The following is a 26,171-nucleotide window of genomic DNA, read 5'->3' as shown; positions in this document are numbered from 1 at the left end:
AGGGATGCGTTGATGCGTAAGTCCAAAAAACCCTCAAAGACGCAACCCGGCACGCTGGATCCCGACTTCGGTATTGGAGGGGTGCAAGCCCTGGAAAAAATTCTCGAAGATCATGGTGATCTGAACGTTCGCTTTCGCTTCGGAGGACTTGCAACCGCGAAGGATGGCAAGCTTTTGTTCAGCGCCAGCGTGTATAGAAACCACGACGACCAATACCTATACGGCTTGGGCCGCCTGAGCGCCGACGGCAGCCTGGATAGATCGTTTGGAACGAACGGGCTGGTCACCGGTGATTTTTTACCCTCGCTACCGGCCGGTGGTTCAAGGCTGACCGTACAATCGGCCGGCAACATCCTGATGCTGGGCTGGACATGGCGCAGTGCATCCAATGGCTGGGCGGACTTGGTGATTGCACGTTTCAACAGCGAAGGTAAGCCCGACACGAATTTTGCCGAGCAAGGACGGCGCATTCTGCCTACCAAGGACTACGAAGAACTCATAGGAGAATCAGCGACAGTACACGTCCAGAGCAACGGACGTATTTTAGTGAGCGCCAACTATGCAACCCGCGGCAATCCGGACCAGACCATGGGAGTGCTGTTTCGCCTGCAGCCCAATGGTGCACTGGACGAAAGCTTCAACAAAACTGGCAGGCTGGAGTTCAAACTTGCCGGCTCCAATGTGGCCACTGCGATCAACGCGTGTATCAGCCAGGGCAGTGATCACAAAATAGTGTTTGTTGGACATGCCCGGTTTATTCCCACCCTCAAGACCGCCCTGTTTGCCCGCCTCAACCCCGACGGCAGCCCGGACGCCGGCTTTGGCAGTCCCAAGACGCCGGGGTTTCATCTCATGGACAGGATCAAGGATCACACCACCTTCAACGCTCTGATCAAGCGCGAGGAGGACAACAGCCTTGTTGGCGCCGGTCAAATTGGGCAGGGCGGCGCCAAAAGCACAAAAGGTCTCATGCAGGCCATTACCCCAAACGGCGCCGTGCACCAACTGTTCAACAACGGTAAACCCCTGGTCAGCCAATTCGACAGCAACCACGACAATGGCTGGCAATGCATCATGCAAACCCGCACAGGCAACCTGGTGACGGCGTCAACCGGCAACTGGATCTACATCGCTCAATTCAAAACCCACGGCGTGCTGGATCTGGCCTTCAACAACCAGGGTTACAACGACATGCAGTCCGAACCCAGATCCCCCCCTGTGCTGCTGACCGAACGGGGTGACCAGCGAATCATTGCCGGTGCGAACGTCTCGGGTATCGATGATAAGGGTGTAGGCCAGCTAAGGTGCTTATTCGGCCAGGGGCACGCTATCGACAATCACCGTGCAGGTAATCCCCGCCGCCAATAACACCCCCTCCGGCACTTCATCAATATGAATCCGCACCGGTACGCGCTGGGCCAGGCGCACCCAGTTGAAAGTCGGGTTCACATCGGCGATCAGTTCGCGGCTCTCGGGGTTGTCGCGGTCGTAGATGCCGCGCGAGATGCTTTCTACGTGCCCCTTCAACGTCTCGCCGCTCATCAGCTGCATGTCGGCTTTGTCACCGACTTTCACATGGGGCAGCTTGGTTTCTTCGAAGAAGCCATAGACCCAGAACGAGTTCATATCCACCACGGCCATCTTGGCTTCGCCGATGCGTGCGTAGTCGCCGCGATGCACGTTGAGGTTGGTGACGTAGCCGTCCACTGCCGCCACGACCTGGGTGCGTTTCAAGTTGAGTTCGGCCGCTTCGAGTTGTGCCAGTGCGTGCTGGTAATCCGCCAGGGCCGAGTCGGCGATGTTGCTGGCGTCGTCGCGGTTTTCCCTGGAGATCACCAGGGCGTCGAGGTCGGCGCGGCGGTGGGCGTTGACCTTGCGCATTTCCCAGGTGGCTTTGCGCGAGGCGACCAGGGATTGCGCCTGTTTGACGGCGATGCGGTAGTGCTCGGGGTCGATCTGCATCAGCAGGTCGCCCTTTTTCACCAACTGGTTATCGCGCACGGGCACGTCGACCACTTCACCGGTGACGTCGGCGGCCACGTTGATGATGTCGGCGCGCACGCGGCCGTCGCGGGTCCACGGCGTTTCCATGTAGTGCACCCACAACGTGCGGCCAATCCAGATCGCCAAGGCCAGTACCAGCAAGGTCGCGAGCAGGCTGAAAAACTTTTTCATCGGGGCATTCTCAACGGTAGACGGTCAGCGCCAGGGCGCCGAACAGGCAAACGAACAGGCTCAGGCGCAGCAGCGCCGGGTGCCAGAAAAACCGGTACAGGTCGAAGCCGGCCAGGAAGCGGTCCAGGGCCCAGGCCAACGCGGCCGCGATCAGGAACATCAGGGTCATGGTCGGCATATAGATGCCGTGGAATGCGATTTCACGAGGCATTCGGGGTTCCTTTGAGGGCCGCCAGCGGTGATTGCGGGTCCAGCAACGAGGTGCGGATAAAGTGCAGGTAGCTTTTCACCCGGCGCAGGGCCGAGGTATCGAAGTGCGGGGCGAAGGGTTCGTCGGTGGCCTGCACGCGGCTGATCGCGTGGTCGACGGCGATCAGGCCACGCTCCAGGTTGCTGGCGCTGGGTTGCAGGAACAGGCGCACCAACGAGCGGCCCATGACCCGGATCGCCTGGCGCCACGGCTGGGACTCGGCATAGGCCGGGTGTACCGGCAGGATCGCCTGTTCCTTGCGCAACTCGATGATCGCGTGGCCGACTTCCAGCACCACGAACATCCAGCGCAGCAGGTCGCGTTGCACTTGCGGCTGGCCGACAGCGAGGCCATAGGCCTGGTGCAGCAGGTCTCGGGTGCGACTTTCGAAACTCGATGCCAGCCCCTTGAGCTTGCCGCTGATGGCATACACCACCTGCTCGCGCAGGTCCTGCTCCAGGCGGCGCCACAGCCAGCGGCTGTTGGGCGGCAGGATGATCGCCCCTGCCGCCGCGCACACCAGCATGCCAATGATCATGGCGATGTAGTCGTTGATAAAGGTGTAGGGGTTGTAGACCGTGAGGTTGTCCGGCACCGAACCGGTGCTGAAGAAAATCAGCAGGCCCACGCCCACACCGGCGTATTGCGGGCGTGAGGCGAGGAACGCGCCGAGGATGATCACCGGGGCGAGCATCACGCATAGCAGCGGGAAGCCGTCGATCCACGGGAACACGAAGAACATTTCCACAAAGCCCACCAACGCGCCGATCAAGGTGCCGCAGGCCATCTGGAACGCCATGCGCTTGGGATTGGGCGTGGCGGCGGACAGGCCGACGGTGGCAGCGGCGATCAGGGTCATGGTGGCGCCGCTGGGCCAGGCCGTGGCCACCCAGTAACTGCCCAGCACAATCAGGATGAACGACGCGCGAATCCCCGAGGCGGCACAGGCCAGCCAGTTGGTCTTGGGGCTGAAGGCTTCGTCCCATTGCTCCCGTGCATGGCTGTGATCGGCCAGGGACGCATGGGTTTGCGCGTAGTTGTGCAGGTCATCGACGAAGCGGTAGAGCAGTTCATAAGCGGTGTGAAAATCCAGCTGTTCGGCCTCACTCGGGTTGCCCTCCTGGAAGGTCGCACGCAGGCTGCGGACTTTGGCGGGCAGGCTGTCCTTGTAGGCGCTGAGCTGGTTGACCAGGCGCGCGGCGTCGGGGCTGGTGAGGGCGCGGCCGGAGAAGCCGTCGAGGACTTCGGCGAGGTCCTGCAGGCCCGGCTTGATCGCCGCCACCACGTGATCCGCGGCGTCCGTGCGCAGGCGTTCGAGCAACTGGTGCAAGGCATTGAAGCGGGTGGTGATGCTCATGAACTCGCTGTTGAGGCGGCTGAGCCGACCGTTGCGCCGGCGCATATGCGGGTCTTCGAACACCGTGAGGCTGCGCAGACCTTCCAGGCCCACGGCCTCGGCGATAAAGCGCACATTGCTGGCCTCGAACCCTTCGCGCTGGCTACGCCCGCGCAGGCCGTCGGTGACGAACAGCGCGAACACGCCAAAGCGCTGATAGAGCGCGTTGCGCATCGCGGCGCTGGAGGTCTGCGGCAGGATCGCCGCGCTGACCAGGGTGGAACACAGGATCCCCAGGGAGATTTCCAGCACCCGCCACACCGCCGCCATAAAGGCGCCGTCCGGATGGGCCAGGGCCGGCAGGCCGACCATCGCCGCCGTATAACCCGCGAGTACAAACCCGTAGGCGCGAAAGTTACGGTTGCGTGTCGCGCCAGCGGTGCAAATGCCGACCCAGATCGCCAGCGCCCCGAGGAACAACTCGGTGTTCTGCGCAAATAACGCGATCAACACCACCATCACCGCCGACCCCGCCAGGGTGCCGAGGAAGCGATAGAAGCTCTTGGCGAACACCTGGCCGCTCTGGGGTTGCATCACGATAAATACGGTGATCATCGCGGTACGTGGTTGCGGCAGTTCCAGGCGCATGGCCAGCCACAGCGTGAGGAACGCGGCGATCAGCACCTTGAAGATGTACACCCAGGTCACGCCGTCGCTGCGTGCCCAGTCGAAAAAACCACGGCGCCACTCAAGGGAATGCAGCCAGCGCAGCGGTGCAGGCAAGGGAGTCATCAAATCCTACTCAGTGATCAAACACGGCAAGCGCCGCCGGGGCCTTGCTCGGGAGGGTCTTGGCGTCCTGCGGTACGTCTTTGCCGGCGTCGAGGCCGCCACCCAGTGCGGTCACCAGTTCGGCATGGGCGCCAAGCCGCGCGGCCTGGACCTGCTGCTCGACCTGTTGCTGGCGAAACAGCAGGGTCTGGGCGTTGAGCACATTGAGGTAATCGGTGAGGCCGCGCTGGTAGGCGATCATCGCGATATCGTAGGTCTTCTGCGCCGAGGCCACCGACTGCACCGCAAATGAGGCTTGCTTGTCCATGGACTCGCGGCGGATCAACTGGTCGCTGATGCCCTTGAGCGCATTGACCAGGGTCTGGTTGTAGCGCGCCACGGCGATGTCATAGCCGGCGCTGGCTTCCCCCAGCTCGGCACGCAGGCGGCCGCCGTCGAAGATCGGCAAGGTGATGGCCGGGCCGACGTTGTAGTTGAATTTCTTGCCGGCGAGAAACGCCAGCATGCCGCCGCCGGTGGCCATGTAGCCGAGGCTGCCGAACAGGTCGACGTTGGGGTAGAAACCGGCGTGGGCAACATCGATGCCACGGGCTTGCGCCGCGACCTGCCAACGGCTGGCAACCACATCCGGGCGCTGGCCGAGCAATTGCGCGGGCAGGCTCGAGGGCAGTTTCAGTGGTGCGGCAAGGGACAGCGTCGGACGCTGCAACGTGGCCCCCTCCCCCGGGCCTTTACCGGCGAGCGCCGCCAACTGGTTGCGACTCAGGGCGATTTCCTCGTCCAGGGCATCCAACTGGCGATGGGTTTCCGGCAGCGGCGTTTCGGCCTGGCTCACGTCGAAATGGGTGCCGATCCCGGCGTCCAGGCGTTTGTTGGCCAGGTCGAGGATCTGCTGTTGCTGGGCCAGGGTCGCCACGACGATATCGCGGTTGGCGTAATGCAACGACAGCTGGATATAGGCGCGCACCACGTTGTTCTGCAGTTCAAGCTGGGCCTGGCGGGCTTCGGCGGCGCTCATGTGGGCCAGGTCGACGGCACGCTCGGTGGCGTTGCTTTCGCGACCCCACAGGTCGAGGGCGTAGCTCAACCCCAGGGACGCATTGTTGTCCCAGGTGTTGGCACCGCTCAATTCCCCCGGGCCGTAGAACTGATCCTTGGGCCAATTGTGGCGTTTGAGGGTGGTATCAGCGTTGATCTGCAGTGACTCGGCCGACTCGGCAACCCCGGCCATGGCCCGCGCTTCCCGCACCCGCGCGGCCGCCATGGCCATGCTCGGGCTGTTTTGGGTGGCGAGTTCGACCCAGCGGTTGAGCTGGGGGTCGCCGTAGGCCTGCCACCATTGTGCGGTGGGCCAATGGGCGTCCTGGGCGGCGCTGCGGATCGCTTCGTCGGTGGCCAGGGTAGTGGCGTTTAGGGGCTGGCCTTGGGGGGCGATTCCTCCGGTTCCGATGCAGCCGCTGATTGCTAACGATAAAGCGCAAACACTGAGAGCCTTCAGCGCTCGGTTAATGAGAGTCTTCAGCTCTCTGCTGATGCGACGCGGCACGGCGAACGAATTCCTGAGGTGGTATTGCGGGGAGAGGTGGCGCAATTCTAGGCGGCGCCATGGAGGGCGATAAGCTGGCATTCCTGTGAATCTTTGTTACCGTTCAAGCGATAATCCGTTGGTAGGGATCACTGGACGGCGTAACTTTCTGTCACAATTTGGCATCTCCCCTGAGAACTCTCCATGGACACTTTGCAAAACATGCGCGCCTTCAGTTGCGTGGCCGAAGCCGGCAGCTTCACCGCCGCCGCCGCGCAACTGGATACAACCACCGCCAACGTCTCGCGCGCGGTCTCCAATCTTGAGGCCCACCTGCAAACCCGCTTGCTCAACCGCACCACCCGCCGCATTGCCCTCACCGAGGCTGGTAAACGCTACCTGCTGCGTTGCGAGCAGATCCTGGCCTACGTCGAAGAAGCCGAGGCCGAAGCCAGCGACGCCCACGCCCGCCCCGCCGGACAGCTGAAAGTGCACACCATGACCGGCATCGGCCAGCACTTCGTCATCGACGCGATCGCCCGCTACCGCCGCACCCACCCGGACGTGACCTTCGACCTGACCCTGGCCAACCGCGTGCCGGACCTGTTGGACGAGGGCTACGACGTATCCATCGTGCTGGCCAGCGAGCTGCCGGACTCGGGCTTCGTCTCCCAGCGCCTGGGCATCACCTACAGCATCGCCTGCGCCTCGCCGGACTACGTCAAGGCCAAGGGCTGCGCGCAACGGCCCCAGGATTTGCTCAACCACGCCTGCCTGCGCCTGGTCAGCCCGGTGATCCAGTTGGACAAGTGGACCTTCAACGGCCCCGAAGGCCAGGAAAGCGTGGCGATCAATACGTCGCCGTTCCTGGTCAACTCCGCCGACGCGATGAAAACCGCGATCACCAGCGGCATGGGCGTCGGCCTGTTGCCGGTGTATGCGGCCATCGAAGGCCTGCGCAACGGCACATTGGTGCGGGTCATGCCCACCTATCGTTCCCAGGAGTTGAACCTGTACGCCATCTACCCGTCGCGCCAGTACCTGGATGCGAAGATCAAGACCTGGGTGGAATACCTGCGCGGCTCGTTGCCGGAGATCCTGGCGGCGCACCAGGCGGAGCTGGTGGCGTATGAGTTGAGCGGCAGCCTCAGCGGTGCACGGCTGGCGAACTGATTTCTACCAGGCGATACAAGTCTTTAAATGTGGGAGGGGCGGTGTCCTGACAATTGCCGGCAGGGATGTTAGCGTGCTTGGCATTCTTCCGTAGTCGATGAGCCCGCCTGCAATGAAAAAGACCGTCCTCGCCTTCAGCCGTGTCACCCCGCAAATGATCGAACGCCTGCAACAGGATTTCGACGTGATTGCGCCCAACCCCAAGCTGGGCGATATCAACGCTCAATTCAATGAAGCCCTGCCCCACGCCCACGGTTTGATCGGCGTGGGTCGCAAGCTGGGCCGCGCGCAGCTCGAAGGCGCGAGCAAGCTGGAGGTGGTGTCCAGCGTGTCGGTGGGCTACGACAACTACGATGTGCCGTACTTCAACGAGCGCGGGATCATGCTCACCAACACCCCGGACGTACTGACCGAAAGCACCGCCGACCTGGCCTTCGCCCTGCTGATGAGCAGCGCGCGCCGAGTGGCCGAGCTGGACGCCTGGACCAAGGCCGGCCAGTGGAAAGCCAGCGTCGGCGCGCCGCTGTTTGGCTGTGACGTGCATGGCAAGACCCTCGGTATCGTTGGCATGGGCAATATCGGCGCGGCCGTGGCCCGGCGTGGGCGCCTGGGCTTCAATATGCCGATCCTGTACAGCGGCAACAGCCGCAAGGCCGCGCTGGAACAGGAACTGGGCGCGCAGTTCCGCAGCCTGGACCAACTGCTGGCCGAGGCGGATTTCGTCTGCCTGGTGGTGCCGTTGAGCGACAAGACCCGTCACCTGATCAGCGCCCGCGAGTTGGGGCTGATGAAGTCCAGCGCGATCCTGATCAATATCTCCCGTGGCCCGGTGGTGGACGAACCGGCGTTGATCCAGGCCCTGCAAAACCACACCATTCGCGGTGCCGGCCTGGATGTGTATGAGCAGGAGCCGTTGGCCGAGTCGCCGCTGTTCCAGTTGAGCAACGCGGTGACCCTGCCGCACATCGGCTCGGCGACCCATGAAACCCGCGAAGCCATGGCCAACCGCGCGTTGGACAACCTGCGCAGCGCCCTGCTCGGCCAGCGCCCGCAGGACCTGGTGAACCCGCAGGTGTGGAAGGGCTGACACGGGCCCAGCCCGACACAAAATCGGGTTAAAGCCTGGCTCTCCCGAGTCGATAACCTTCAATAGAAGTTCGTCATCCCTGATCCACAGAAGGTTTTTATGTCCACCACCAAAGCCCGCGCAGACTCACTCTCGCTTCTGCTCTTTACCTTGCGCAGCGGCAAGCTGATGGCCATCAACCTGCTGAAAGTCAGCGAGATCATCCCTTGCCCGCCGCTGACCAAGCTGCCGGAGTCCCATCCCCACGTCAAAGGCATCGCCACCCTGCGTGGCAATTCGTTGGCGGTGATCGACCTGAGTCGCGCCCTGGGGGAAATGCCCCTGGAAGACCCGAACGGCGGCTGCCTGATCGTCACCGACGTGAGCCGTTCCAAGCAGGGTCTGCATGTGCAGGCCGTGAGCAAGATCGTGCACTGCCTGACCACCGATATTCGTCCACCGCCCTACGGCTCCGGCGGCAACCGTGCGTTCATCACCGGGGTGACCCAGGTGGAAGGCGGCCTGGTGCAGGTGCTGGACATCGAAAAAGTCATCCACGGCATCGCCCCGGCGCCGATTGAAGCGGCGCCTACCGACCTGACCATGGAAGAGGCGGAAGTGCTCGGCAATGCGCGGATCCTGGTGGTGGATGACAGCCAGGTCGCCCTGCAGCAGTCGGTACACACCCTGCGCAACCTCGGCCTGACCTGCCACACCGCGCGCAGCGCCAAGGAAGCCATCGATGTGCTGCTGGAACTGCAAGGCACGGCCGCGCAGATCAATGTGGTGGTGTCGGACATCGAGATGTCCGAAATGGACGGTTATGCCCTGACCCGCACCCTGCGTGAAACCCCGGACTTCCAGGATCTCTACGTACTGCTGCATACCTCCCTGGACAGCGCGATGAACAGCGAAAAGGCGCGCCTGGCCGGTGCCAACGCGGTGCTGACCAAGTTCTCCTCGCCCGAACTGACCAAGTGCCTGGTGGTCGCCGCCCAGACCGTGGCGCAACAGGGGCTGTAACCGGTGGCGGAGTATTTCCAACTGCTGCGCCGCGACCTCACCGGCAGCCTGCCTGCACCGCAATGGCCGGCCCATACACAGTTGGATCACTACCGCGACGAGCTGGCCCCGGCGATCCATGCGGTGCTGCGCATGACCCAGGAGCAAGGGGGTGGCCGCGTTCCCCATCTGCACGCCTGGCAGCATCTGTTCGTCAGCGACGCCGAATTCGACCCCACGCTGTGCCTGGTGGCCAGCAATGGCGATGGCATTCTCGGCGTGGCGCAGTGCTGGACCAGCGCGTTTATCAAGAACCTGTCCGTGCATCCTTGCGCTCAAGGCCAAGGCCTGGGTCGCGCGTTGCTGCTGCACTGCTTCCAGGTGTTCAAGCAGCGTGGCGAACCCTATGTCGACCTCAAGGTGCTGGAGAGCAACCGGCGCGCCCGACAACTGTACGAAAGCGCGGGCATGGTCTTTGTGCTGCGGGATGTGGTCGCCGACGACTGACAGGCGCTGGCGCATAACTTGCTTCCAGAGCAGCACAACGGTGGATAGAGGTAAAAACCCGTCACTGTTCCTGCGTGCCCTCTGACCTAGCCTGGTGACAGATCCGCCATGAACACCCATTTTTCCTGCGTCGGTTGCGGCAAATGCTGCAGCGATCATCACGTCCCCCTGACCCTGCAGGAAGCCCGCCAATGGGCGGCTGACGGCGGTAACGTCATCGTTCTGGTGGAGGGTTTCCTGAGCAATGGCCTGGGCCTGCCTCAACTGCAGCGCGAACATGCCGAGCGCCGTTCGGTGGTGGTGCCCAGCGGCAACACCGAGGCGTTTGTGGCAATCACCTTTGCCGCCTACAACGCCGGGCGCTGCCGGAATCTTGACGCAGACAACCGATGCCGCATCTACGAGCGCCGCCCGTTGGTGTGCCGCATCTACCCGATGGAGATCAACCCCCATATCCCGCTCAACCCCGCCGCCAAGGATTGCCCGCCGGAATCCTGGGAACAGGGCCCGGCGTTGATCGTCGGGGGTGAATTGATGGACCCGGAGCTGGTGGAACTGATCCAACGCTCGCGCCAGGCCGACCGAGACGATGTGCAGACCAAGGAGGCGGTGTGCGCCTTGCTGGGCATCCGCACCACGGCCCTCAAGGGTGATGGGTTTACCGCGTACCTGCCGGACATGGGCGCGTTTGCCCAGGCGATTGAGCTGGCGGTGGACCGGCCGGCCGTGGCCAATGAGTGGGTGTTTCATGTATCGGGGATGGATATCGCCGAACAGTTGCTGGATGCCGGCGCGCAGATTGCCACCGAGGTGCCGGCCAACTATGCGTTTATCTCGCTGCGGGCGGCGTAGACCTTGAAGGCCGCCGATCAGTGCTCTGCAGGAACGGCGTCAAGGCGGTAGGGCTGGATGATCCGCTGGTACTCGCCGCTCTGCTTCAGTTGTTCAAGGGCGCAGTTGAGTTCGTTGCGCAATGCGGTGTCAGGTTTGCGCACCGCGATGGCCACACCATCGCCCAAAAGCTCGGACGAAATGGCAGGGCCGACGAAGTCGAAATCGTGGCCGTCTTCGGTGTCGAGCAAGGCTTCACGAATTTCTACCGTGCCTTGCAGGGTCGCATCAATCTCGCCGGTTTTAAGGCTGCTGACCAATTCATTGTTGAGCCAGAAACTCTTGACGATGACGCCATTCGGCGCCCACATCGAGCGGGCAAACGCCTCACGGCTACTTCCCAGCAACACGCCGATACGCTTGCCCTTGAGCGACTTTACCCGCGGCTGCAAGTTGGACATGCGGCGCGCCACCAGGCGCGTGGTGAAGGGGTAGAGGTTATCGGTGAAGCCCACCCAGCGTTGTCGTTGCGACGTCGGCGCCATCCCCATGATCGCGTCGAATTTCCTGGCTTCAAGGGAGATGAAATCTTCGGCAAGCACCTGGTCGACCCAGATGCAGCGTGCATTCAACTGCACGCACAGGGCGTTGCCCAACTCGATATTCAAGCCGACCAACTGCCCTTGCGGGTCGCGGCTCTGGAACGGGGGGAACTGTGCAGCAACGGCGAAACGGATTTCACGCAGCGGTGGATCATCGGCCGCAGAGGCATCCGCCGCAAGCAACAGGGCAAACACTACACAGATGTGTATCAGAGCCAAGGGAGACGTCCTTTTCCGGAAAGACCAGCATCGCCCTGCTTCCCCCTGAAATCACAGGGGCAGAGCAAAGGCTGTGCAAGCTTTCAAGAAACGGTCGTAGGCCTACAATCAGAAATTTCAGCAGAGGCTGTAGGCAATAATCGACACGATGTGCGACTTGTTAATCTCAGCGTTTACCCATCGAACGACGAGTACCCGGCGGTGCCATGCCTGGCGACTTGGTATGGCCGTTCTTGGCGCCGTTTTTGTACCACGGTTGGGCCGCATTCCTGGCCCCAGCCAACTCACCCGGCTTGAACGGAAACTTGAACGCCGGGATCTCGGCTTTTTCAACGCCTTCGGCGCTGGCCGGATCGACGTTGTCGGTCGCTTCAACAGGGGGTTGTGTCGGGGAAGTCATGAAAGCTCCGGGGCGTGCAGAAAATGATGCGGGGCCGGCTTGCGGGCCACACTGGCGCGCAGTATACCTGCGAGCTTCAGATCTTTAACCACCACCGGTACGAATGGTCGGAGTTTGCTGACAGCGCTGTCAGTTAGCCGTCACCGTGCTGACCGGGTTGAAGGGCTATAAAGACCGCTCACTCTCCCCATCCTTTGCCCCGGCGCCTCACCCATGCACATTCAACGAAAAACTGCCCTGATCGTGGGTGTCCTCGTGGTCGTGGCGGTTGCAGCCTGGGCGCTGACCCGCCCAGCCAAGGCCAGACTGGCAGCACCCACCGCGATCCCGGTGCGGGTGGTGAGCGTAGCGCAGCAGGACATTCCACGCTTTGTCAGCGGCATCGGTACGGTGTTGTCCCTGCACAGTGTGGTCATTCGCCCGCAGGTCGACGGCATTCTCACCCAATTGCCGGTCAAGGAAGGCCAGTGGGTCAAGGCCGGTGACCTACTGGCCAGAATCGATGATCGCTCGATCCGCGCCAGTCTCGACCAGGCCAGGGCGCAACTGGGCGAAAGCCAGGCGCAGTTGCAGGTGGCGCTGGTCAACCTCAAGCGCTACAAGGAATTGAGCGTCGACGACGGCGTATCCAAGCAGACCTACGACCAGCAACAAGCCCTGGTCAACCAGCTCAAGGCCACCGTCCAAGGTAACCAGGCCGCCATCGATGCAGCCCAGGTCCAGCTGTCCTACACCCAGATTCGCTCACCGGTCAGTGGCCGCGTCGGTATTCGCAATGTGGATGAAGGCAACTTCCTGCGCACCAGCGATACCCAGGGCCTGTTCTCCGTGACCCAGATCGACCCGATTGCCGTTGAGTTCTCTTTGCCGCAACAGATGCTGCCGACCCTGCAAGGCCTGATCGCCGCGCCTGCCAAGGCCAGCGTCGACGCCTACCTGGGTGCCGACACCGACGGCCAGACCGGCGACTTGCTCGGCGAAGGCCACTTGAGCCTGATCGACAACCAGATCAGCTCCACCACCGGCACCGTGCGCGCCAAGGCCGAGTTCAACAACGCCTCGCAACGCCTGTGGCCGGGGCAGCTGGTGACCATCAAGATCCAGACCGCCCTCGACAAAAATGCCTTGGTGGTGCCGCCGACCGTGGTGCAACGCGGCCTGGATTCGCACTTCGTGTACCGGGTCAACGGTGACAAGGTCGACGTGGTGCCGGTGCAAGTCACCTATCAAAACAGCGATATCAACATCATCAAGGGCGTGCAGGCCGGTGATCTACTGGTCAGTGATGGCCAGTCGCGGCTCAAGGCCGGTGCCCAGGTGGAGGTGCTCAAGGAACCCCCGCAGGTGATCCAGACCGTCGATACCAAGGTGCAGCCATGAACGGCAGCCGTTCACCCTCGGCCTGGTGCGTCGACCACCCGGTCGCCACCCTGCTGCTGACGTTTGCCCTGGTGCTGCTCGGGATCATTGCCTTCCCGCGCCTGGCCATCGCGCCACTGCCGGAGGCGGAATTTCCGACGATCCAGGTCACCGCACAACTGCCTGGCGCCAGCCCGGACACCATGGCGTCTTCGGTGGCGACGCCGCTGGAAGTGCAGTTCAGCGCCATTCCCGGCATGACCCAGATGACCTCCAGCAGTGCCTTGGGCTCAAGCCTGTTGACCCTGCAATTCACCCTCGACAAGAGCATCGACACCGCCGCGCAGGAAGTGCAGGCAGCGATCAACACCGCATCCGGCAAGCTGCCCAGCGACATGCCGAGCCTGCCCACCTGGAAGAAGGTCAACCCGGCGGACAGCCCGGTACTGATCCTCAGTGTCAGCTCCGACAGCATGCCCAGCACCGAGTTGAGCGACTATGTGGAAACCCTGCTGGCGCGGCAGATCAGCCAGATCGACGGCGTCGGCCAGATCAACATTACCGGCCAGCAGCGCCCGGCGATCCGCGTGCAGGCGTCCCCCGACAAACTCGCGGCCATCGGCCTGACCCTGGCCGATATTCGCCTGGCCATCCAGCAATCGAGCCTCAACCTGGCCAAGGGTGCGATCTACGGCGAGAACAGCGTGTCGACCCTGTCGACCAACGACCAGCTGTTTCACCCGGAGGACTACGCCCGACTGATCGTGTCCTACAAGGATGGCGCCCCCGTTCAACTGCGCGATATCGCCAAAGTCATCAACGGTTCGGAAAACGCCTACGTGCAGGCCTGGTCCGGCGACACACCGGGGGTCAACCTGGTGATCTCGCGCCAGCCCGGCGCCAACATTGTCGAGACGGTGGACCGCATCCAGGCCGAACTGCCGCGCCTGCAAGGCATGCTGCCGGCTTCGGTGCAGGTCAGCGTATTGACCGACCGCACCAAGACCATCCGCGCGTCCCTGCATGAAGTGGAAGTCACCCTGCTGATCGCCATCCTGCTGGTGGTGGCGGTGATGGCGCTGTTCCTGCGCCAGTTGTCGGCGACGCTGATTGTGTCCAGCGTGCTCGGCGTGTCGCTGGTCGCCAGTTTTGCCCTGATGTACCTGATGGGCTTCAGCCTGAACAACCTCACACTGGTGGCGATCGTGATCGCCGTGGGCTTTGTGGTCGACGATGCCATCGTGGTGGTGGAGAACATTCACCGCCACCTCGAAGCGGGGCTCGACAAGCGCGAAGCGGCGATCAAGGGCGCCGGCGAGATTGGCTTTACCGTGGTGTCCATCAGCTTCTCGCTGGTGGCGGCGTTTATTCCGCTGCTGTTCATGGGCGGTGTGGTCGGACGGTTGTTCAAGGAGTTCGCGCTGACGGCCACTTCGACCATCCTGATTTCGGTGGTGGTCTCCTTGACCCTGGCACCGACATTGGCCGCGCTGTTCATGCGCGCCCCGACCCATCCGGCCCACGACAAACCCGGCTTCAGCGAACGCCTGCTGGCCGGCTACGCGCGCAACCTGCGTCGCGCGCTGGCCCATCAGCGCAGCATGGCCGCGCTATTCGTGGTGACCCTGGCCCTGGCCGTGGCCGGCTACGTGTTTATCCCCAAGGGCTTCTTTCCGGTACAAGACACCGGTTTTGTGCTCGGCACCAGTGAGGCGGCGGCGGATGTGTCGTACCCGGACATGGTCGCCAAGCACAAGGCCCTGGCCGAGATCGTCAAGGATGACCCGGCGGTGCAGGCTTTTTCCCATTCGGTGGGGGTGACCGGCAGCAACCAGACCATCGCCAACGGGCGCTTCTGGATCGCCTTGAAAGACCGCGGTGATCGCGACGTGTCCGCCAGCCAGTTCATCGACCGCATCCGGCCCAAGCTCGCGAAAGTGCCGGGCATCGTGCTGTACCTGCGCGCGGGCCAGGACATCAACCTCAGCTCCGGCCCCAGCCGTGCCCAGTACCAGTACGTGCTCAAGAGCAACGACGGCCCGACACTCAACACCTGGACCCAGCGCCTGACCGAAAAACTGCGCGCCAACCCGGCGTTTCGCGACCTGTCCAACGACCTGCAACTGGGCGGCAGCATCACCCATATCAGCATTGATCGCCAGGCCGCCGCGCGCTTTGGCCTGACCGCCACCGATGTCGACCAGGCGCTCTACGACGCCTTCGGCCAGCGCCAGATCAACGAGTTCCAGACCGAGATCAACCAGTACCAGGTGGTGCTGGAGCTGGACAGCCAACAGCGCGGCAAGGCCGAAAGCCTGAACTACTTCTACCTGCGATCAAAGCTGACCAATGAGATGGTGCCGTTGTCGGCAGTGGCCAAGGTCGACCCACCGACCGTGGGGCCTCTGTCCATCAGCCATGACGGCATGTTCCCCGCCGCCAACCTGTCGTTCAACCTGGCACCCGGTGTGGCGCTGGGTGACGCGGTGATCATGCTCAACCAGGCCAAGAATGAAATCGGCATGCCGACCACCATCATCGGCAACTTCCAGGGCGCGGCCCAGGCGTTCCAGAGTTCGCTGGCCAGCCAGCCGTGGCTGATCCTCGCGGCGCTGGTGGCGGTCTACATCATTCTGGGTGTGTTGTATGAGAGCTTCGTGCACCCGCTGACGATTATCTCCACCTTGCCCTCGGCGGGGCTGGGCGCGCTGATCATGCTGTCGCTGATGGGCCAGGACTTTTCGATCATGGCGCTGATCGGCCTGGTGTTGCTGATCGGCATCGTGAAGAAGAACGGCATCCTGATGATCGACTTTGCCCTGGACGCCCAGCGGGTGCGCGGGCTACCGCCGGAGGAGGCGATCTATGAAGCCTGCATCACGCGGTTCCGGCCGATCATCATGACCACACTCGCCGCCCTGCTGGGCGCGGTACCGCTGATGCTCGGCGCCGGCCCTGGCGCGGAAATGCGCCAGCCCCTGGGCATCGCGGTAGTCGGCGGCTTGCTGGTGAGCCAGGCGCTGACGCTGTTCACCACACCGGTCATATACTTGTACCTTGAGAAATTTTTCCACCGGCCCAAACCAGCGGCTGAGCTGGCAACCACACATTGAGGCCAAGGCACCGTCCTGGAGCAAAAGGCTCATGCGCGTACTGATTGTTGAAGATGAAGAAAAAACCGCCGATTACCTGCACCGCGGCCTGACGGAGCAAGGCTACGCCGTCGATGTGGCGCGCGAGGGTGTCGAGGGCCTGCACCTGGCGCTGGAGAACGATTACGCGGTGATCGTGCTCGACGTGATGCTGCCCGGCCTCGATGGCTTTGGCGTGCTGCGTGCATTACGCGCGCGCAAGCAGACGCCGGTGATCATGCTCACCGCCCGCGAGCGCGTGGAAGACCGTATCCGCGGCCTGCGCGAAGGCGCCGACGATTACCTCGGCAAACCGTTTTCCTTCCTCGAACTGGTGGCGCGCCTGCAAGCCCTGACCCGCCGCAGCGGCGGCCATGAACCGGTGCAGGTCACGGTCGCCGACCTGTGGATCGACCTGATCAGCCGCAAGGCCAGCCGCAATGGCGTGCGCCTGGACCTGACCGCCAAGGAGTTCTCGCTGCTCAGCGTATTGGCGCGGCGCCAGGGCGAAATCCTCTCCAAGACCTCGATTGCGGAAATGGTCTGGGACATCAATTTCGACAGCGACGCCAACGTGGTCGAGGTGGCCATCAAGCGCCTGCGCGCCAAGCTTGACGGGCCGTTCGAACACAAGCTGCTGCACACCATTCGCGGCATGGGTTATGTGCTGGAGAATCGCAGTGTCGGCTAACTCCATTGCCCTGCGCCTCAGCAGCATGTTCACCCTGGTGGCGGCGCTGATATTCCTGTTGATCGGCGGCGCGCTGTATCAGCAGGTGGACCGCAGCCTGGGCTTGCTGCCAGGGGCGGAGCTGGACGCGCGCTACAGCGTGTTGGAATCCTCTGTGAACCGCTTCGGCACGCCGGACCATTGGGTGAAGATTCAAGCCAAGCTCAAATTACTCGGCGAGGAAGACAAGCGCATCCGCTTCTGGGTCGTCAGCAGCGATCCGACCTACGAGTATGGCAACCCCGATGCGCAGATCCGCGCCTTCGCCGAGGGCCCGACCGGCAAGCGGGATCTGCGCCTGCCGGGGCGCGAGTACCCGTTCAAGGTGCTGGTGAGCCAGTTCCCGGCCAAGGACCAACGCCCGCCGCTGCGCTTCATGATTGCCATCGACACCGAAAACTTCCGCGCCACCCAGCACCACCTGCTGGTGGCGCTGGTCAGCCTGGCGCTGGTCGGCGTGGTGCTGGCCGCGCTGCTGGGGTTCTGGGTGTCGCGCATTGGCCTCAAGCCGCTGGGCAAACTCTCGGATGAAGCACAGAAACTGGCGCCACCGAAGCTCTCCGGGCGCCTGCAACTGTCGCCGCTGCCGCCGGAGCTGAGTCAGTTCGTCAACTCGTTCAACGCCACTCTGGACCGCGTGGAACAGGCCTACTCGCGCCTGGAGTCGTTCAACGCCGACGTCGCCCACGAACTGCGCTCGCCGCTGACCAACCTGATCGGCCAGACCCAGGTTGCCCTGACACGCGGGCGCTCGGCCGAGCACTACTTCGAGGTGCTGCAATCCAATCTCGAGGAATTGGAACGCCTGCGTTCGATCATCAACGACATGCTGTTCCTCGCCAGCGCCGACCAGGGCAGCAAGGCCACCAAGCTGAGCGAAAGCTCCCTGGCCGATGAAGTGGCGACCACTCTCGACTACCTGGACTTCATCCTTGAAGACGCCCAGGTTCAGGTACGCGTGCATGGCGACGCCCGGGTGCAGATCGAAAAAGCCCACCTGCGCCGCGCCCTGATCAACCTGCTGAGCAATGCGGTGCAGCACACCGCGCCCGGGCAGGTGATCGACGTGAACATCGACGTGCTGGAGCATCAGGTGGCAATCGGCGTGACCAACCCTGGTGACGTGATTGCCAGCGAACACCTGCCCCGGCTGTTCGAACGCTTCTATCGGGTGGACGCGTCGCGCAGCAACAGCGGGGCGAATCACGGCTTGGGGCTGGCCATCGTCAAGGCGATTGCCTTGATGCACGGCGGTGATGTGTTCGTGCGCAGCGATGTCAGCGGCAATACCTTTGGCATTACCCTGCCGGTCTAGACATCTCCCCCATGGCCCTCAGCATCACTGTTGCTGTTTTGGCAACAGTCATTATCTTGTTACACTCTGTATCGCAGCGCTCGCCTGCGTTAATTTGACGCATCGATGAGCGCGACGGCAAAGGCAGCTGACCCGCTTACCCGAATTTCCCTCGACTTATTTCCAGGGCTCTACACTGGGAATCTGTCTTAAAGCCGCTGACTTCAGCGGCTTTTTTTTGCGGTAAAAAAAGGCCAGGCACACCCCCACGACACTGGCCGTTTTCGATTGACCAAAGGAGCTCCACCGGTGAAGAACTCGCTGACGTTCACCCCGTTATTCCTCGCGATTGCAGCAACGATCGTTCCCCTTGCCCACGCGGCAGACACCACCCCCGCCGACGGATTCGTCGAAGGCTCGCACCTCGACATCAACACCCGCAACTACTACATGAACCGCGACCGTCGCGACCTCCACACCGATGACAGCAAGGAATGGGGCCAAGGTTTTATTGGCACCTTCGAATCCGGCTACACCCAGGGCACCGTCGGCTTCGGCCTGGACGCCCACGCCATGCTTGGCCTCAAGCTCGACGGCGGTGGCGGCACCGACGGTTCCAGCATCCTTCCCTACGGCAGTGCTGACGGCAGCGGCAAAGCGCCCGGTGCGTTCTCCACCGCAGGGGGCACCTTGAAGATGCGCGCCTTCGACACCGAGCTGAAGGCCGGTGACCTGTTCCTCAACAACCCGGTGATCGCCGGCGGCATGACGCGCATGCTGCCGCAGACTTTCCGTGGCGTGAGCCTGAGCAACCACAGTTTCGACGGCTGGATGCTCGAAGGCGGCCAGGCCAGCTTCACCAAGCTCTACAACCAGAGTGGTCACCGACGCATCGGCACCAGCTATGGCGCATTGCCCAGCAACGCTGACAGCCAGCACATGAATTGGGCGGGCGTGTCGTTCAGCGGCATCCCGGGAGTGACCAGCAACCTGTACGCTTCCGAACTCAAGGACGTGTGGCACCAGTACTACTACGACCTGGACTACACCTACGCGCTGAACGACCTGGTCAGCCTCAACCCGGGCCTGCACTACTACCACACCCAGGACACCGGCCAGTCGCTGCTCGGGGATATCGACAACAACACCTACAGCCTGCACTTCACCGTCGGCGTGGGCCACCACAGCGTCACCGCCGCCTACCAGCGGGTCAACGGCAACACGCCGTTCGACTACATCAGCCAGGGCGACAGCGTGTACCTGGACAACTCCCAGCAATACTCGGACTTCAACGGCCCCAATGAGCGCTCATGGAAGCTCAAGTACGCCTACGACTTCGCGGGCCTCGGCATGCCTGGCCTGACCTCGGCGGTGTCCTACATCAGCGGTAAGACCGACCTGACCAAGGTCGACCCGCAAAGCCGTGGCTACAGTGCCTGGTACAGCGCCGATGGCAAGGACGCCAGACACTGGGAACGGGATATCGATGTGAAGTATGTGGTGCAGGGCGGCAAGGCCAAGGATCTGGCGATGCGCCTGCAATGGGCAACCAATCGTGGCAGTCATGGCTACTCGGCGGTGGACCGGGATGTGGATGAGTACCGAGTGATCGTCGACTACCCGATCAACGTGTTCTAACGCGCAGATCTTTCTTTTTAACCGAGTATTTAATTTTCATCGGGTAGAACTAAACTGCCAGCATCCACATCGCTGAAGTCTGCCCGATGAGTCAACGCCGTGTCCGTACCCTGGCCGCACGCCCAGAACTGTTAATGGTTCTGGGCAGCGGTATCACTGTTGTCTTGATCGTGGTCATCGTCGCCGCGTTGCTGATCCGCGAACACGCCAGCACCCTGCAGGCCGCTACGCGCTCAACCACCAATATCGCCCAGTTGATCAACGCCGACGTGCTACGGAACGTCGAGCTCTACGACCTGGCACTCAAAGGGTTGATTGCCGCCAAACAACGCGAAGACCTGTCCCAGGTTACGGCGAATATCCAGCACCTGGTGCAGTTTGACTTGTCCACTGCCGCACCTTTCAAGGGTGAAGTGTTGTTGTTGGACGCCGACGGCGCGGTGATCGCGGACTCTTCCACCCTGCAGCCCACCCCGCGCAACTTTGCCAGCCGCGATTACTTCCAGGTGCATGCCAAAGACGCCCAGGCCGGTTTGTTCATCAGCCGACCGTTCAAGATCCACTGCGATTGCGACCAGGTCTGGCGCATGGCGTTCAGTCGGCGCGTATCAGGCCCCAATGGTGAATTTGCCGGCGTTGCCGTCGCAACCATGCGCCTGGCGTACTTCGATCAGCTTTTCAGTACGCTCACCATCGGCAACGGCAGCAGCGTCAACCTGCTGAGCAACCGAGGCATTTTGCTCGCCCAGCAACCGCTGCTGGAGCGCGACATGATCGACAAGGACCTGAGCGAACGTCCCAACTTCAAGCGCATGCTGCGCGAAGGCAGTGGCAGCTTCCAGGCCATCTCTGCCATCAGCGGCAAGGAGCGCCTGTACACCTTCACCAATGTCGGAGACCTGCCGCTGATTGTGGTGGTGGCCCTGTCCAGTGAAGATGTATTCGCCCCCTGGAAGCGCGCCGCACTGCTGACCAGTGGCGCCACGGGCATCCTGTGTATCGGCTTGTTATGGCTGACCTGGATGCTGCGCCGGGAACTGCGCCGCCGTTATCGCGCAGAGCGCGTCCTGTCAGAACTGGCAGCCACCGACGCCCTGACCGGCCTGGCCAACCGCCGCATCCTCGACGAACGCCTGCGCCTTGAATGGGACCGGGCGCAACGTTCGCTCGAACCACTGACTGTGCTGATGATCGACGTGGACCACTTCAAGGCCTTCAACGACCGCCACGGCCATCATGGTGGCGATGCAGCACTGCGCACGGTGGCCCAGGTTATCAGCGCCAATATCCGCCGCCCTGCCGACCTCGCAGCGCGTTACGGCGGCGAGGAGTTCGCGGTGGTGCTGCCCAATACGGACGCCAAGGGCGCGTGGGTCATCGCCGAGCATATCCGCAGCAGCATCGAACATTTGCCGCGGGTGGCGGGGGATGAGCAGCCGATCACGGCGAGCATCGGCATGAGCACCCGGGACAAGCGCAGCCGGATGTCCCTGGAGGGCTTGCTGCTCAGTGCGGACCGGGCGTTGTATGAGGCCAAGCACACGGGGCGCAATCGGATTGTGGATGCCAGTGAGGGGTGATGATCGCCACCACGCTGCGCATGGGAACGAGGGAGGCGCGTCACAGGCACATAAAAAAAGGCCACCCGAAGGCAGCCTTTAAAAACTAAAGAAAGAGAGTTGTTACTTACACCGCCGCAACGGGACGCATGTAAGAGATCGGTGCGGTGCTGGCATCTTCGAAGGTCACGACTTCCCAAGCGTCTGTCTGCTCAATCAACTTGCGCAGCAGCTGGTTGTTAAGGGCGTGGCCCGACTTGAAGCCTTTGAACTCGCCTATCAGGCTATTGCCCAGCAGGTAGAGGTCACCGATTGCATCGAGGATCTTGTGCTTCACGAATTCGTCTTCATAGCGAAGGCCGTCTTCGTTCAGTACACCATCCGCGTCGACCACAATGGCGTTTTCAACGCTGCCGCCGAGTGCGAGGTTGTGCTTGCGCAGGTACTCGATGTCACTCATGAAACCAAAGGTACGGGCGCGGCTGACTTCTTTTACGAACGAAGTGCTGGAAAAATCCACGCTTGCACTCTGGGTGCGGTCACGGAATACCGGGTGATCGAAATCGATCTCAAAGCTCACTTTAAAGCCTTCGAACGGGACGAAGGTGGCGCGCTTGTCGCCGTCTTCTACTGTCACTTCCCGCAGAATGCGTATGAACTTCTTGGCTGCGTCCTGTTCTTCCAGGCCGGCAGATTGAATCAAGAATACGAAGGGTCCAGCGCTGCCATCCATGATCGGGACTTCGGACGCGGAGAGCTCGACGTAGGCGTTATCGATGCCCAAACCGGCCATGGCCGAGAGCAAGTGCTCCACCGTGTCCACTTTGACGTCACCGTTGACCAACGTGGTCGACATCGTGGTTTCGCCAACATTTTCCGCGCGAGCAGGAATCTGCACCACAGGGTCCAGGTCGGCACGCACAAACACGATGCCGGTGTCGACAGGTGCAGGCTTGAGGGTCAGGTATACCTTCTCCCCGGAGTGCAGACCTACACCTGTGGCACGAATAATATTCTTCAGGGTGCGTTGTTTAATCATGGCTTGGACCGCTTCAGCGCAAATTGCGAACTGGTATCAACAAAGGCTGGCGATAATAGCAGACCAGACCTTTGCTGAACACCAATCACCTTCATAGCCCTGATACATTCCATTAATCGGCCTGACGACGCAGGAATGCCGGGATGTCCAGGTAGTCCAGATCATCTTGCGGATTCGGGCTACGGGACGCCGCAGCACCGGCCTGAGCCTGGTTGCGCATCACGGTCGGACGATCCAGGTCACGGTAGTTCACCGACGGCAGTTCCTGGCGCGAAGGCGCTGGAGCGGCAGCCGCTTGGCTCGCGTGGCTGGCCTGGCTGTTATGCAGGGTGTTGTCGATGACCTTCACAGGCTTCTCGATTTTCGCGCCCAGGCCGGTGGCAACCACGGTCACGTGCAGCTCGTCGCGCATGTCCGGATCGATAACGGTACCGACCTTGACCATGGCGTGCTCGGAAGCGAAGGCTTCGATGATGCTACCCACATCGGAGTACTCACCCAGGGACAGGTCAGGACCGGCGGTGATATTCACCAGGATGCCGCGTGCGCCTTGCAGGTTCACGTCTTCCAGCAACGGGTTGCGGATGGCCGCTTCGGTGGCTTCGCGTGCACGGTTCGGACCGCTGGCGCAGCCAGTGCCCATCATCGCCATGCCCATTTCGCTCATGACAGTACGGACGTCGGCAAAGTCGACGTTGATCATGCCCGGGCGCTTGATGATGTCGGAGATACCGCGAACGGCACCGGCCAGTACATCGTCAGCCTTGGCGAACGCGGACAGCAGGCTCGCGTCCTTGCCCAGGATGGTCAGCAGCTTCTCGTTGGGAATGGTGATCAACGAGTCGACGCTTTCAGACAGCAGACGGATACCTTCGTCGGCGATCTGCATGCGCTTGCGGCCTTCGAACGGGAACGGACGGGTCACGACCGCGACCGTCAGAATCCCCATTTCCTTGGCCACTTCGGCAATGATCGGCGCTGCACCGGTACCGGTACCGCCGCCCATGCCCGTGGTGATGAACACCATGTTGGTGCCCTGCAGCACTTCGGCAATACGCTCGCGGTCTTCCAGGGCGGCTTGACGGCCGACTTCCGGATTGGCGCCGGCGCCGAGGCCCTTGGTCACGGCTGTGCCCAATTGCAGGATGGTCCGCGCGCCGATGCTTTTCAGCGCCTGGGCATCAGTGTTGGCGCAGATGAATTCAACGCCTTCAATGTTGCTCTTGACCATATGGTTGACAGCGTTGCCGCCGCCACCGCCGACACCGATCACTTTGATGACCGGGCTGGCGGGGATGTTGTCTACGAGTTCGAACATGTTCCCTCTCCTTTCGTTTTCTCTAGTTTTTTCGCCTACTGCTTGTTTCGGTGCTGCGGTGTTGCGGTAAATCTTTAGAAATTGCCCTTGACCCACGCCTGCAGCCGCTCGAACAACGGCGCCTTGGCCTCGTCGTCGCTGCGGTAGCTGTCACGGTTGCTCGGGCCCGACAGGGAAATGCCGTCGGTCTGCTTTTGCAGCCCGTACAACAGCAAGCCCACACCGGTGGAATAAATCGGGTTGCGCACCACGTCGCCCAGGCCTTTGACGCCATGGGGAACACCCAGGCGGACCGGCATGTGGAAGATTTCCTCGGCCAGTTCGACCGCGCCTTCCATCTTCGAGGTGCCACCGGTCAGCACAATGCCGGCCGGGATCAAATCTTCGTAGCCGCTGCGGCGCAGTTCAGCCTGGATCAGGGTGAACAGCTCGTCGTAGCGCGGCTCGACCACTTCGGCCAGGGCCTGGCGCGACAACTCACGCGGTGGACGGTCGCCCACGCTTGGCACCTTGATGGTTTCACCGGCACCGGCCAGCTTGGCCAGGGCGCAGGCGTAGCGGATCTTGATTTCTTCGGCGTACTGGGTCGGTGTACGCAGCGCCATGGCGATGTCGTTGGTCACCTGGTCGCCGGCAATCGGGATCACGGCGGTGTGACGGATCGCACCCTCGGTGAAGATCGCGATGTCGGTGGTGCCGCCGCCGATGTCTACCAGGCATACGCCCAGTTCTTTTTCGTCGTCGGTCAGTACCGAATACGCGGAGGCAAGCTGCTCGAGAATGATGTCGTCGATTTCCAGGCCGCAGCGGCGCACGCATTTTTCAATGTTCTGCGCGGCGTTGACGGCACAGGTCACCACGTGGACCTTGGCTTCCAGACGTACGCCCGACATGCCCAGGGGCTCGCGGACGCCTTCCTGGTTATCGATCACGTAGTCCTGCGGCAGGGTGTGCAGCACGCGCTGGTCAGCCGGGATCGCCACGGCCTGGGCGGCGTCGAGGACGCGCTCAAGGTCGGCGGCGCTGACTTCACGGTCGCGAATCGCCACGATGCCGTGGGAGTTCAGGCTGCGGATATGGTTGCCCGCCACGCCGACGAACGCCGAGTGAATCCGGCAACCGGCCATCAGCTGCGCTTCTTCGATGGCGCGCTGGATCGATTGCACGGTGGACTCGATGTTGACCACCACGCCCTTCTTCAGGCCACGGGACGGATGCGTGCCAATACCGACGATTTCGATCGTGCCGTCTTCCCCGACCTCGCCCACCAGCGCCACCACCTTGGAGGTGCCGATATCGAGACCGACGATCATTTTGCCGCTTTGCACGTTTGCCATGGGTCCTGCCTCTTCTTAATTCTTCGCGACAGCGGGTTGCGCTGCCGTGGGCGCAGCCGGTTCACGCCAGCCGACGGCAAGGCCGTTGGCGTAACGCAGGTCGACGCTCGCAATGTTCGTAATCTGTTCTTTCAAGGTCTTGTCATAGATGGCGATGAAACGGCGCATCTTTTCCACCAGGCGGTCGCGTCCCAGCAACAACTGGATGCCCGGGCCGGAACTGCCTGCCCCGGTCGTCAAAAACCAGCTGCCCCGTTCACGCAGTTCCAGGCGTGCAATGGAGAAGCCCATTGGCCGCAGCATCTGGCTCAGGGCCTGGTACTGCTGCATCACTTGCTGCTGCGCCCGCTGCGGCCCGAACAGCTGCGGCAGGTGCTCGTAGTTGGCCAGCTCACGCGGAGTGAACGCCTGGCCCTGGTTGTTCAACAGCGCCTCATCGCCCCAACGGGCCACGGGCAGTTGCTCTTCCAGGCGGATCGTCACCTGGTCCGGCCAGACGCGGCGGACTTCGGCGTGGGCGATCCACGGCATCTGCTCCAGCTCCCGACGCATACCGGCCAGGTCAATGGTGAAGAAGCTCGCGGCCAGGAACGGGCCGATACGCTGCTGCACCGCTTGCTGGCTGATGTAGCTCAGGTCGCCCTGCACGCTGATCTTGGTGATCGGCCGGTCGGCGTACGGCAATAGACGCTGCGCGCCCTCGTAAGTGCCGAAGCCCAACACCACCAGCATCACCGGCCAGAACAGCGCCTTGAGGAAACCAAAGTTGGCTTTCGGCAGGCGCGCCGACATCGGCTCTTTAGCCACCATTCGACTGGCACCCCGTGGCACCGGCTTGCGGCTCGGTGCTTGTGGGGGCTGATGACGAAGCGATGCGCCTTTCATGTC

At 62.3% G+C, this 26,171-nt stretch carries 22 protein-coding genes; 12 read left to right on the top strand and 10 right to left on the bottom strand.

Going from position 1 to position 26,171, the window contains the following annotated elements; all coding sequences use genetic code 11:
* Positions 1–12 precede the first annotated feature (12 nt).
* On the top strand, positions 13–1,368 hold the full coding sequence (locus tag C8K58_RS15285) for a hypothetical protein (RefSeq protein ID WP_092356186.1): 1,356 nt from the start codon (positions 13–15) through the stop codon (positions 1,366–1,368).
* Here C8K58_RS15285 and C8K58_RS15280 read toward each other — a convergent pair.
* From C8K58_RS15280 to C8K58_RS15265, 4 genes are read right to left on the bottom strand one after another with little or no spacing between them, the layout of a single operon-like run.
* Positions 1,309–2,175 carry an HlyD family secretion protein gene (locus C8K58_RS15280; RefSeq protein ID WP_092356183.1) on the bottom strand — a complete coding sequence of 289 codons (867 nt, stop codon included), beginning with the start codon at positions 2,173–2,175 and terminating at the stop codon, positions 1,309–1,311. The two genes, C8K58_RS15285 and C8K58_RS15280, sit on opposite strands and share 60 nt — an antisense overlap.
* A gap of 10 nt (positions 2,176–2,185) precedes the next feature.
* The gene (locus tag C8K58_RS15275) at positions 2,186–2,386 is read right to left on the bottom strand and encodes a DUF1656 domain-containing protein (RefSeq protein WP_027604741.1); all 201 of its coding nucleotides are present in this window, start codon (positions 2,384–2,386) and stop codon (positions 2,186–2,188) included.
* On the bottom strand, positions 2,376–4,553 hold the full coding sequence (locus tag C8K58_RS15270) for an FUSC family protein (protein WP_027604742.1): 2,178 nt from the start codon (positions 4,551–4,553) through the stop codon (positions 2,376–2,378). Before C8K58_RS15270 ends, C8K58_RS15275 begins: the two co-directional genes overlap by 11 nt.
* A gap of 10 nt (positions 4,554–4,563) precedes the next feature.
* On the bottom strand, positions 4,564–6,099 hold the full coding sequence (locus C8K58_RS15265; protein ID WP_092356180.1) for an efflux transporter outer membrane subunit: 1,536 nt from the start codon (positions 6,097–6,099) through the stop codon (positions 4,564–4,566).
* 183 nt (positions 6,100–6,282) lie between these two features.
* Between C8K58_RS15265 and C8K58_RS15260 the strand changes: the two genes are divergently transcribed.
* From C8K58_RS15260 to C8K58_RS15240, 5 genes are all read left to right on the top strand, one after another.
* On the top strand, positions 6,283–7,251 hold the full coding sequence (locus C8K58_RS15260) for a LysR family transcriptional regulator (protein WP_027604744.1): 969 nt from the start codon (positions 6,283–6,285) through the stop codon (positions 7,249–7,251).
* Positions 7,252–7,363: 112 nt separating this feature from the next.
* Positions 7,364–8,338 carry a D-glycerate dehydrogenase gene (locus C8K58_RS15255; protein WP_092356177.1) on the top strand — a complete coding sequence of 325 codons (975 nt, stop codon included), beginning with the start codon at positions 7,364–7,366 and terminating at the stop codon, positions 8,336–8,338.
* A gap of 99 nt (positions 8,339–8,437) precedes the next feature.
* Positions 8,438–9,340 carry a chemotaxis protein CheV gene (locus tag C8K58_RS15250; RefSeq protein WP_027604746.1) on the top strand — a complete coding sequence of 301 codons (903 nt, stop codon included), beginning with the start codon at positions 8,438–8,440 and terminating at the stop codon, positions 9,338–9,340.
* A gap of 3 nt (positions 9,341–9,343) precedes the next feature.
* On the top strand, positions 9,344–9,826 hold the full coding sequence (locus C8K58_RS15245) for an N-acetyltransferase (protein WP_065938570.1): 483 nt from the start codon (positions 9,344–9,346) through the stop codon (positions 9,824–9,826).
* Between the two features lie 108 nt (positions 9,827–9,934).
* Positions 9,935–10,678, top strand: a complete 744-nt coding sequence (locus C8K58_RS15240; RefSeq protein ID WP_027604748.1) for a YkgJ family cysteine cluster protein — start codon at positions 9,935–9,937, stop codon at positions 10,676–10,678.
* Between the two features lie 17 nt (positions 10,679–10,695).
* Here C8K58_RS15240 and C8K58_RS15235 read toward each other — a convergent pair whose 3' ends face one another.
* The gene (locus tag C8K58_RS15235; protein WP_027604749.1) at positions 10,696–11,478 is read right to left on the bottom strand and encodes a transporter substrate-binding domain-containing protein; all 783 of its coding nucleotides are present in this window, start codon (positions 11,476–11,478) and stop codon (positions 10,696–10,698) included.
* A gap of 166 nt (positions 11,479–11,644) precedes the next feature.
* On the bottom strand, positions 11,645–11,878 hold the full coding sequence (locus tag C8K58_RS15230; protein WP_092356174.1) for a hypothetical protein: 234 nt from the start codon (positions 11,876–11,878) through the stop codon (positions 11,645–11,647).
* A gap of 213 nt (positions 11,879–12,091) precedes the next feature.
* Here C8K58_RS15230 and C8K58_RS15225 point away from each other — a divergent pair, with 213 nt between their 5' ends.
* From C8K58_RS15225 to C8K58_RS15200, 6 genes are all read left to right on the top strand, one after another.
* Positions 12,092–13,258, top strand: a complete 1,167-nt coding sequence (locus C8K58_RS15225) for an efflux RND transporter periplasmic adaptor subunit (protein WP_092356171.1) — start codon at positions 12,092–12,094, stop codon at positions 13,256–13,258.
* On the top strand, positions 13,255–16,350 hold the full coding sequence (locus C8K58_RS15220; RefSeq protein ID WP_027604752.1) for a multidrug efflux RND transporter permease subunit: 3,096 nt from the start codon (positions 13,255–13,257) through the stop codon (positions 16,348–16,350). The genes C8K58_RS15225 and C8K58_RS15220 overlap by 4 nt, the downstream gene beginning before the upstream one ends.
* A 31-nt stretch (positions 16,351–16,381) precedes the next feature.
* Positions 16,382–17,059, top strand: a complete 678-nt coding sequence (locus C8K58_RS15215; protein ID WP_027604753.1) for a heavy metal response regulator transcription factor — start codon at positions 16,382–16,384, stop codon at positions 17,057–17,059.
* Positions 17,049–18,413, top strand: a complete 1,365-nt coding sequence (locus tag C8K58_RS15210) for a heavy metal sensor histidine kinase (protein ID WP_027604754.1) — start codon at positions 17,049–17,051, stop codon at positions 18,411–18,413. Before C8K58_RS15215 ends, C8K58_RS15210 begins: the two co-directional genes overlap by 11 nt.
* A 288-nt stretch (positions 18,414–18,701) precedes the next feature.
* On the top strand, positions 18,702–20,030 hold the full coding sequence (locus C8K58_RS15205; protein WP_027604755.1) for an OprD family porin: 1,329 nt from the start codon (positions 18,702–18,704) through the stop codon (positions 20,028–20,030).
* Positions 20,031–20,116: 86 nt separating this feature from the next.
* On the top strand, positions 20,117–21,610 hold the full coding sequence (locus C8K58_RS15200; RefSeq protein ID WP_027604756.1) for a sensor domain-containing diguanylate cyclase: 1,494 nt from the start codon (positions 20,117–20,119) through the stop codon (positions 21,608–21,610).
* A 106-nt stretch (positions 21,611–21,716) separates the two neighbouring features.
* Here the strand turns inward: C8K58_RS15200 and lpxC are convergent, their stop codons facing one another.
* The 4 genes from lpxC to C8K58_RS15180 all read right to left on the bottom strand — a co-directional run bounded on the left by lpxC (position 21,717) and on the right by C8K58_RS15180 (position 26,168).
* Positions 21,717–22,628, bottom strand: coding sequence for a UDP-3-O-acyl-N-acetylglucosamine deacetylase (lpxC, locus tag C8K58_RS15195; RefSeq protein ID WP_003171886.1), 912 nt, complete (start codon positions 22,626–22,628; stop codon positions 21,717–21,719).
* A gap of 112 nt (positions 22,629–22,740) precedes the next feature.
* Positions 22,741–23,946 carry a cell division protein FtsZ gene (ftsZ, locus tag C8K58_RS15190; protein WP_017526184.1) on the bottom strand — a complete coding sequence of 402 codons (1,206 nt, stop codon included), beginning with the start codon at positions 23,944–23,946 and terminating at the stop codon, positions 22,741–22,743.
* A gap of 74 nt (positions 23,947–24,020) precedes the next feature.
* The gene (gene ftsA, locus C8K58_RS15185; RefSeq protein ID WP_027604757.1) at positions 24,021–25,283 is read right to left on the bottom strand and encodes a cell division protein FtsA; all 1,263 of its coding nucleotides are present in this window, start codon (positions 25,281–25,283) and stop codon (positions 24,021–24,023) included.
* Between the two features lie 15 nt (positions 25,284–25,298).
* On the bottom strand, positions 25,299–26,168 hold the full coding sequence (locus C8K58_RS15180; protein ID WP_027604758.1) for a cell division protein FtsQ/DivIB: 870 nt from the start codon (positions 26,166–26,168) through the stop codon (positions 25,299–25,301).
* Positions 26,169–26,171 lie beyond the last annotated feature (3 nt).

Origin of the sequence: Pseudomonas sp. GV047 (assembly GCF_003058245.1) — a bacterium.
Lineage (GTDB): Bacteria > Pseudomonadota > Gammaproteobacteria > Pseudomonadales > Pseudomonadaceae > Aquipseudomonas > Aquipseudomonas marginalis.
This window is presented reverse-complemented; position numbering and strand designations above follow the sequence as displayed.

What these genes read in the sequence shown, in the direction of transcription:
- C8K58_RS15275 (WP_027604741.1), bottom strand. Translation starts at nt 2,386, where the DNA reads ATGCCTCGTGAAATCGCATTCCACGGCATCTATATGCCGACCATGACC.
- C8K58_RS15250 (WP_027604746.1), top strand. Translation starts at nt 8,438, where the DNA reads ATGTCCACCACCAAAGCCCGCGCAGACTCACTCTCGCTTCTGCTCTTT.
- C8K58_RS15240 (WP_027604748.1), top strand. Translation starts at nt 9,935, where the DNA reads ATGAACACCCATTTTTCCTGCGTCGGTTGCGGCAAATGCTGCAGCGAT.
- C8K58_RS15270 (WP_027604742.1), bottom strand. Translation starts at nt 4,553, where the DNA reads ATGACTCCCTTGCCTGCACCGCTGCGCTGGCTGCATTCCCTTGAGTGG.
- C8K58_RS15255 (WP_092356177.1), top strand. Translation starts at nt 7,364, where the DNA reads ATGAAAAAGACCGTCCTCGCCTTCAGCCGTGTCACCCCGCAAATGATC.
- ftsA (WP_027604757.1), bottom strand. Translation starts at nt 25,283, where the DNA reads ATGGCAAACGTGCAAAGCGGCAAAATGATCGTCGGTCTCGATATCGGC.
- C8K58_RS15200 (WP_027604756.1), top strand. Translation starts at nt 20,117, where the DNA reads ATGAGTCAACGCCGTGTCCGTACCCTGGCCGCACGCCCAGAACTGTTA.
- C8K58_RS15180 (WP_027604758.1), bottom strand. Translation starts at nt 26,168, where the DNA reads ATGAAAGGCGCATCGCTTCGTCATCAGCCCCCACAAGCACCGAGCCGC.
- C8K58_RS15260 (WP_027604744.1), top strand. Translation starts at nt 6,283, where the DNA reads ATGGACACTTTGCAAAACATGCGCGCCTTCAGTTGCGTGGCCGAAGCC.
- C8K58_RS15225 (WP_092356171.1), top strand. Translation starts at nt 12,092, where the DNA reads ATGCACATTCAACGAAAAACTGCCCTGATCGTGGGTGTCCTCGTGGTC.
- C8K58_RS15230 (WP_092356174.1), bottom strand. Translation starts at nt 11,878, where the DNA reads ATGACTTCCCCGACACAACCCCCTGTTGAAGCGACCGACAACGTCGAT.
- C8K58_RS15280 (WP_092356183.1), bottom strand. Translation starts at nt 2,175, where the DNA reads ATGAAAAAGTTTTTCAGCCTGCTCGCGACCTTGCTGGTACTGGCCTTG.
- ftsZ (WP_017526184.1), bottom strand. Translation starts at nt 23,946, where the DNA reads ATGTTCGAACTCGTAGACAACATCCCCGCCAGCCCGGTCATCAAAGTG.
- lpxC (WP_003171886.1), bottom strand. Translation starts at nt 22,628, where the DNA reads ATGATTAAACAACGCACCCTGAAGAATATTATTCGTGCCACAGGTGTA.
- C8K58_RS15285 (WP_092356186.1), top strand. Translation starts at nt 13, where the DNA reads ATGCGTAAGTCCAAAAAACCCTCAAAGACGCAACCCGGCACGCTGGAT.
- C8K58_RS15220 (WP_027604752.1), top strand. Translation starts at nt 13,255, where the DNA reads ATGAACGGCAGCCGTTCACCCTCGGCCTGGTGCGTCGACCACCCGGTC.
- C8K58_RS15215 (WP_027604753.1), top strand. Translation starts at nt 16,382, where the DNA reads ATGCGCGTACTGATTGTTGAAGATGAAGAAAAAACCGCCGATTACCTG.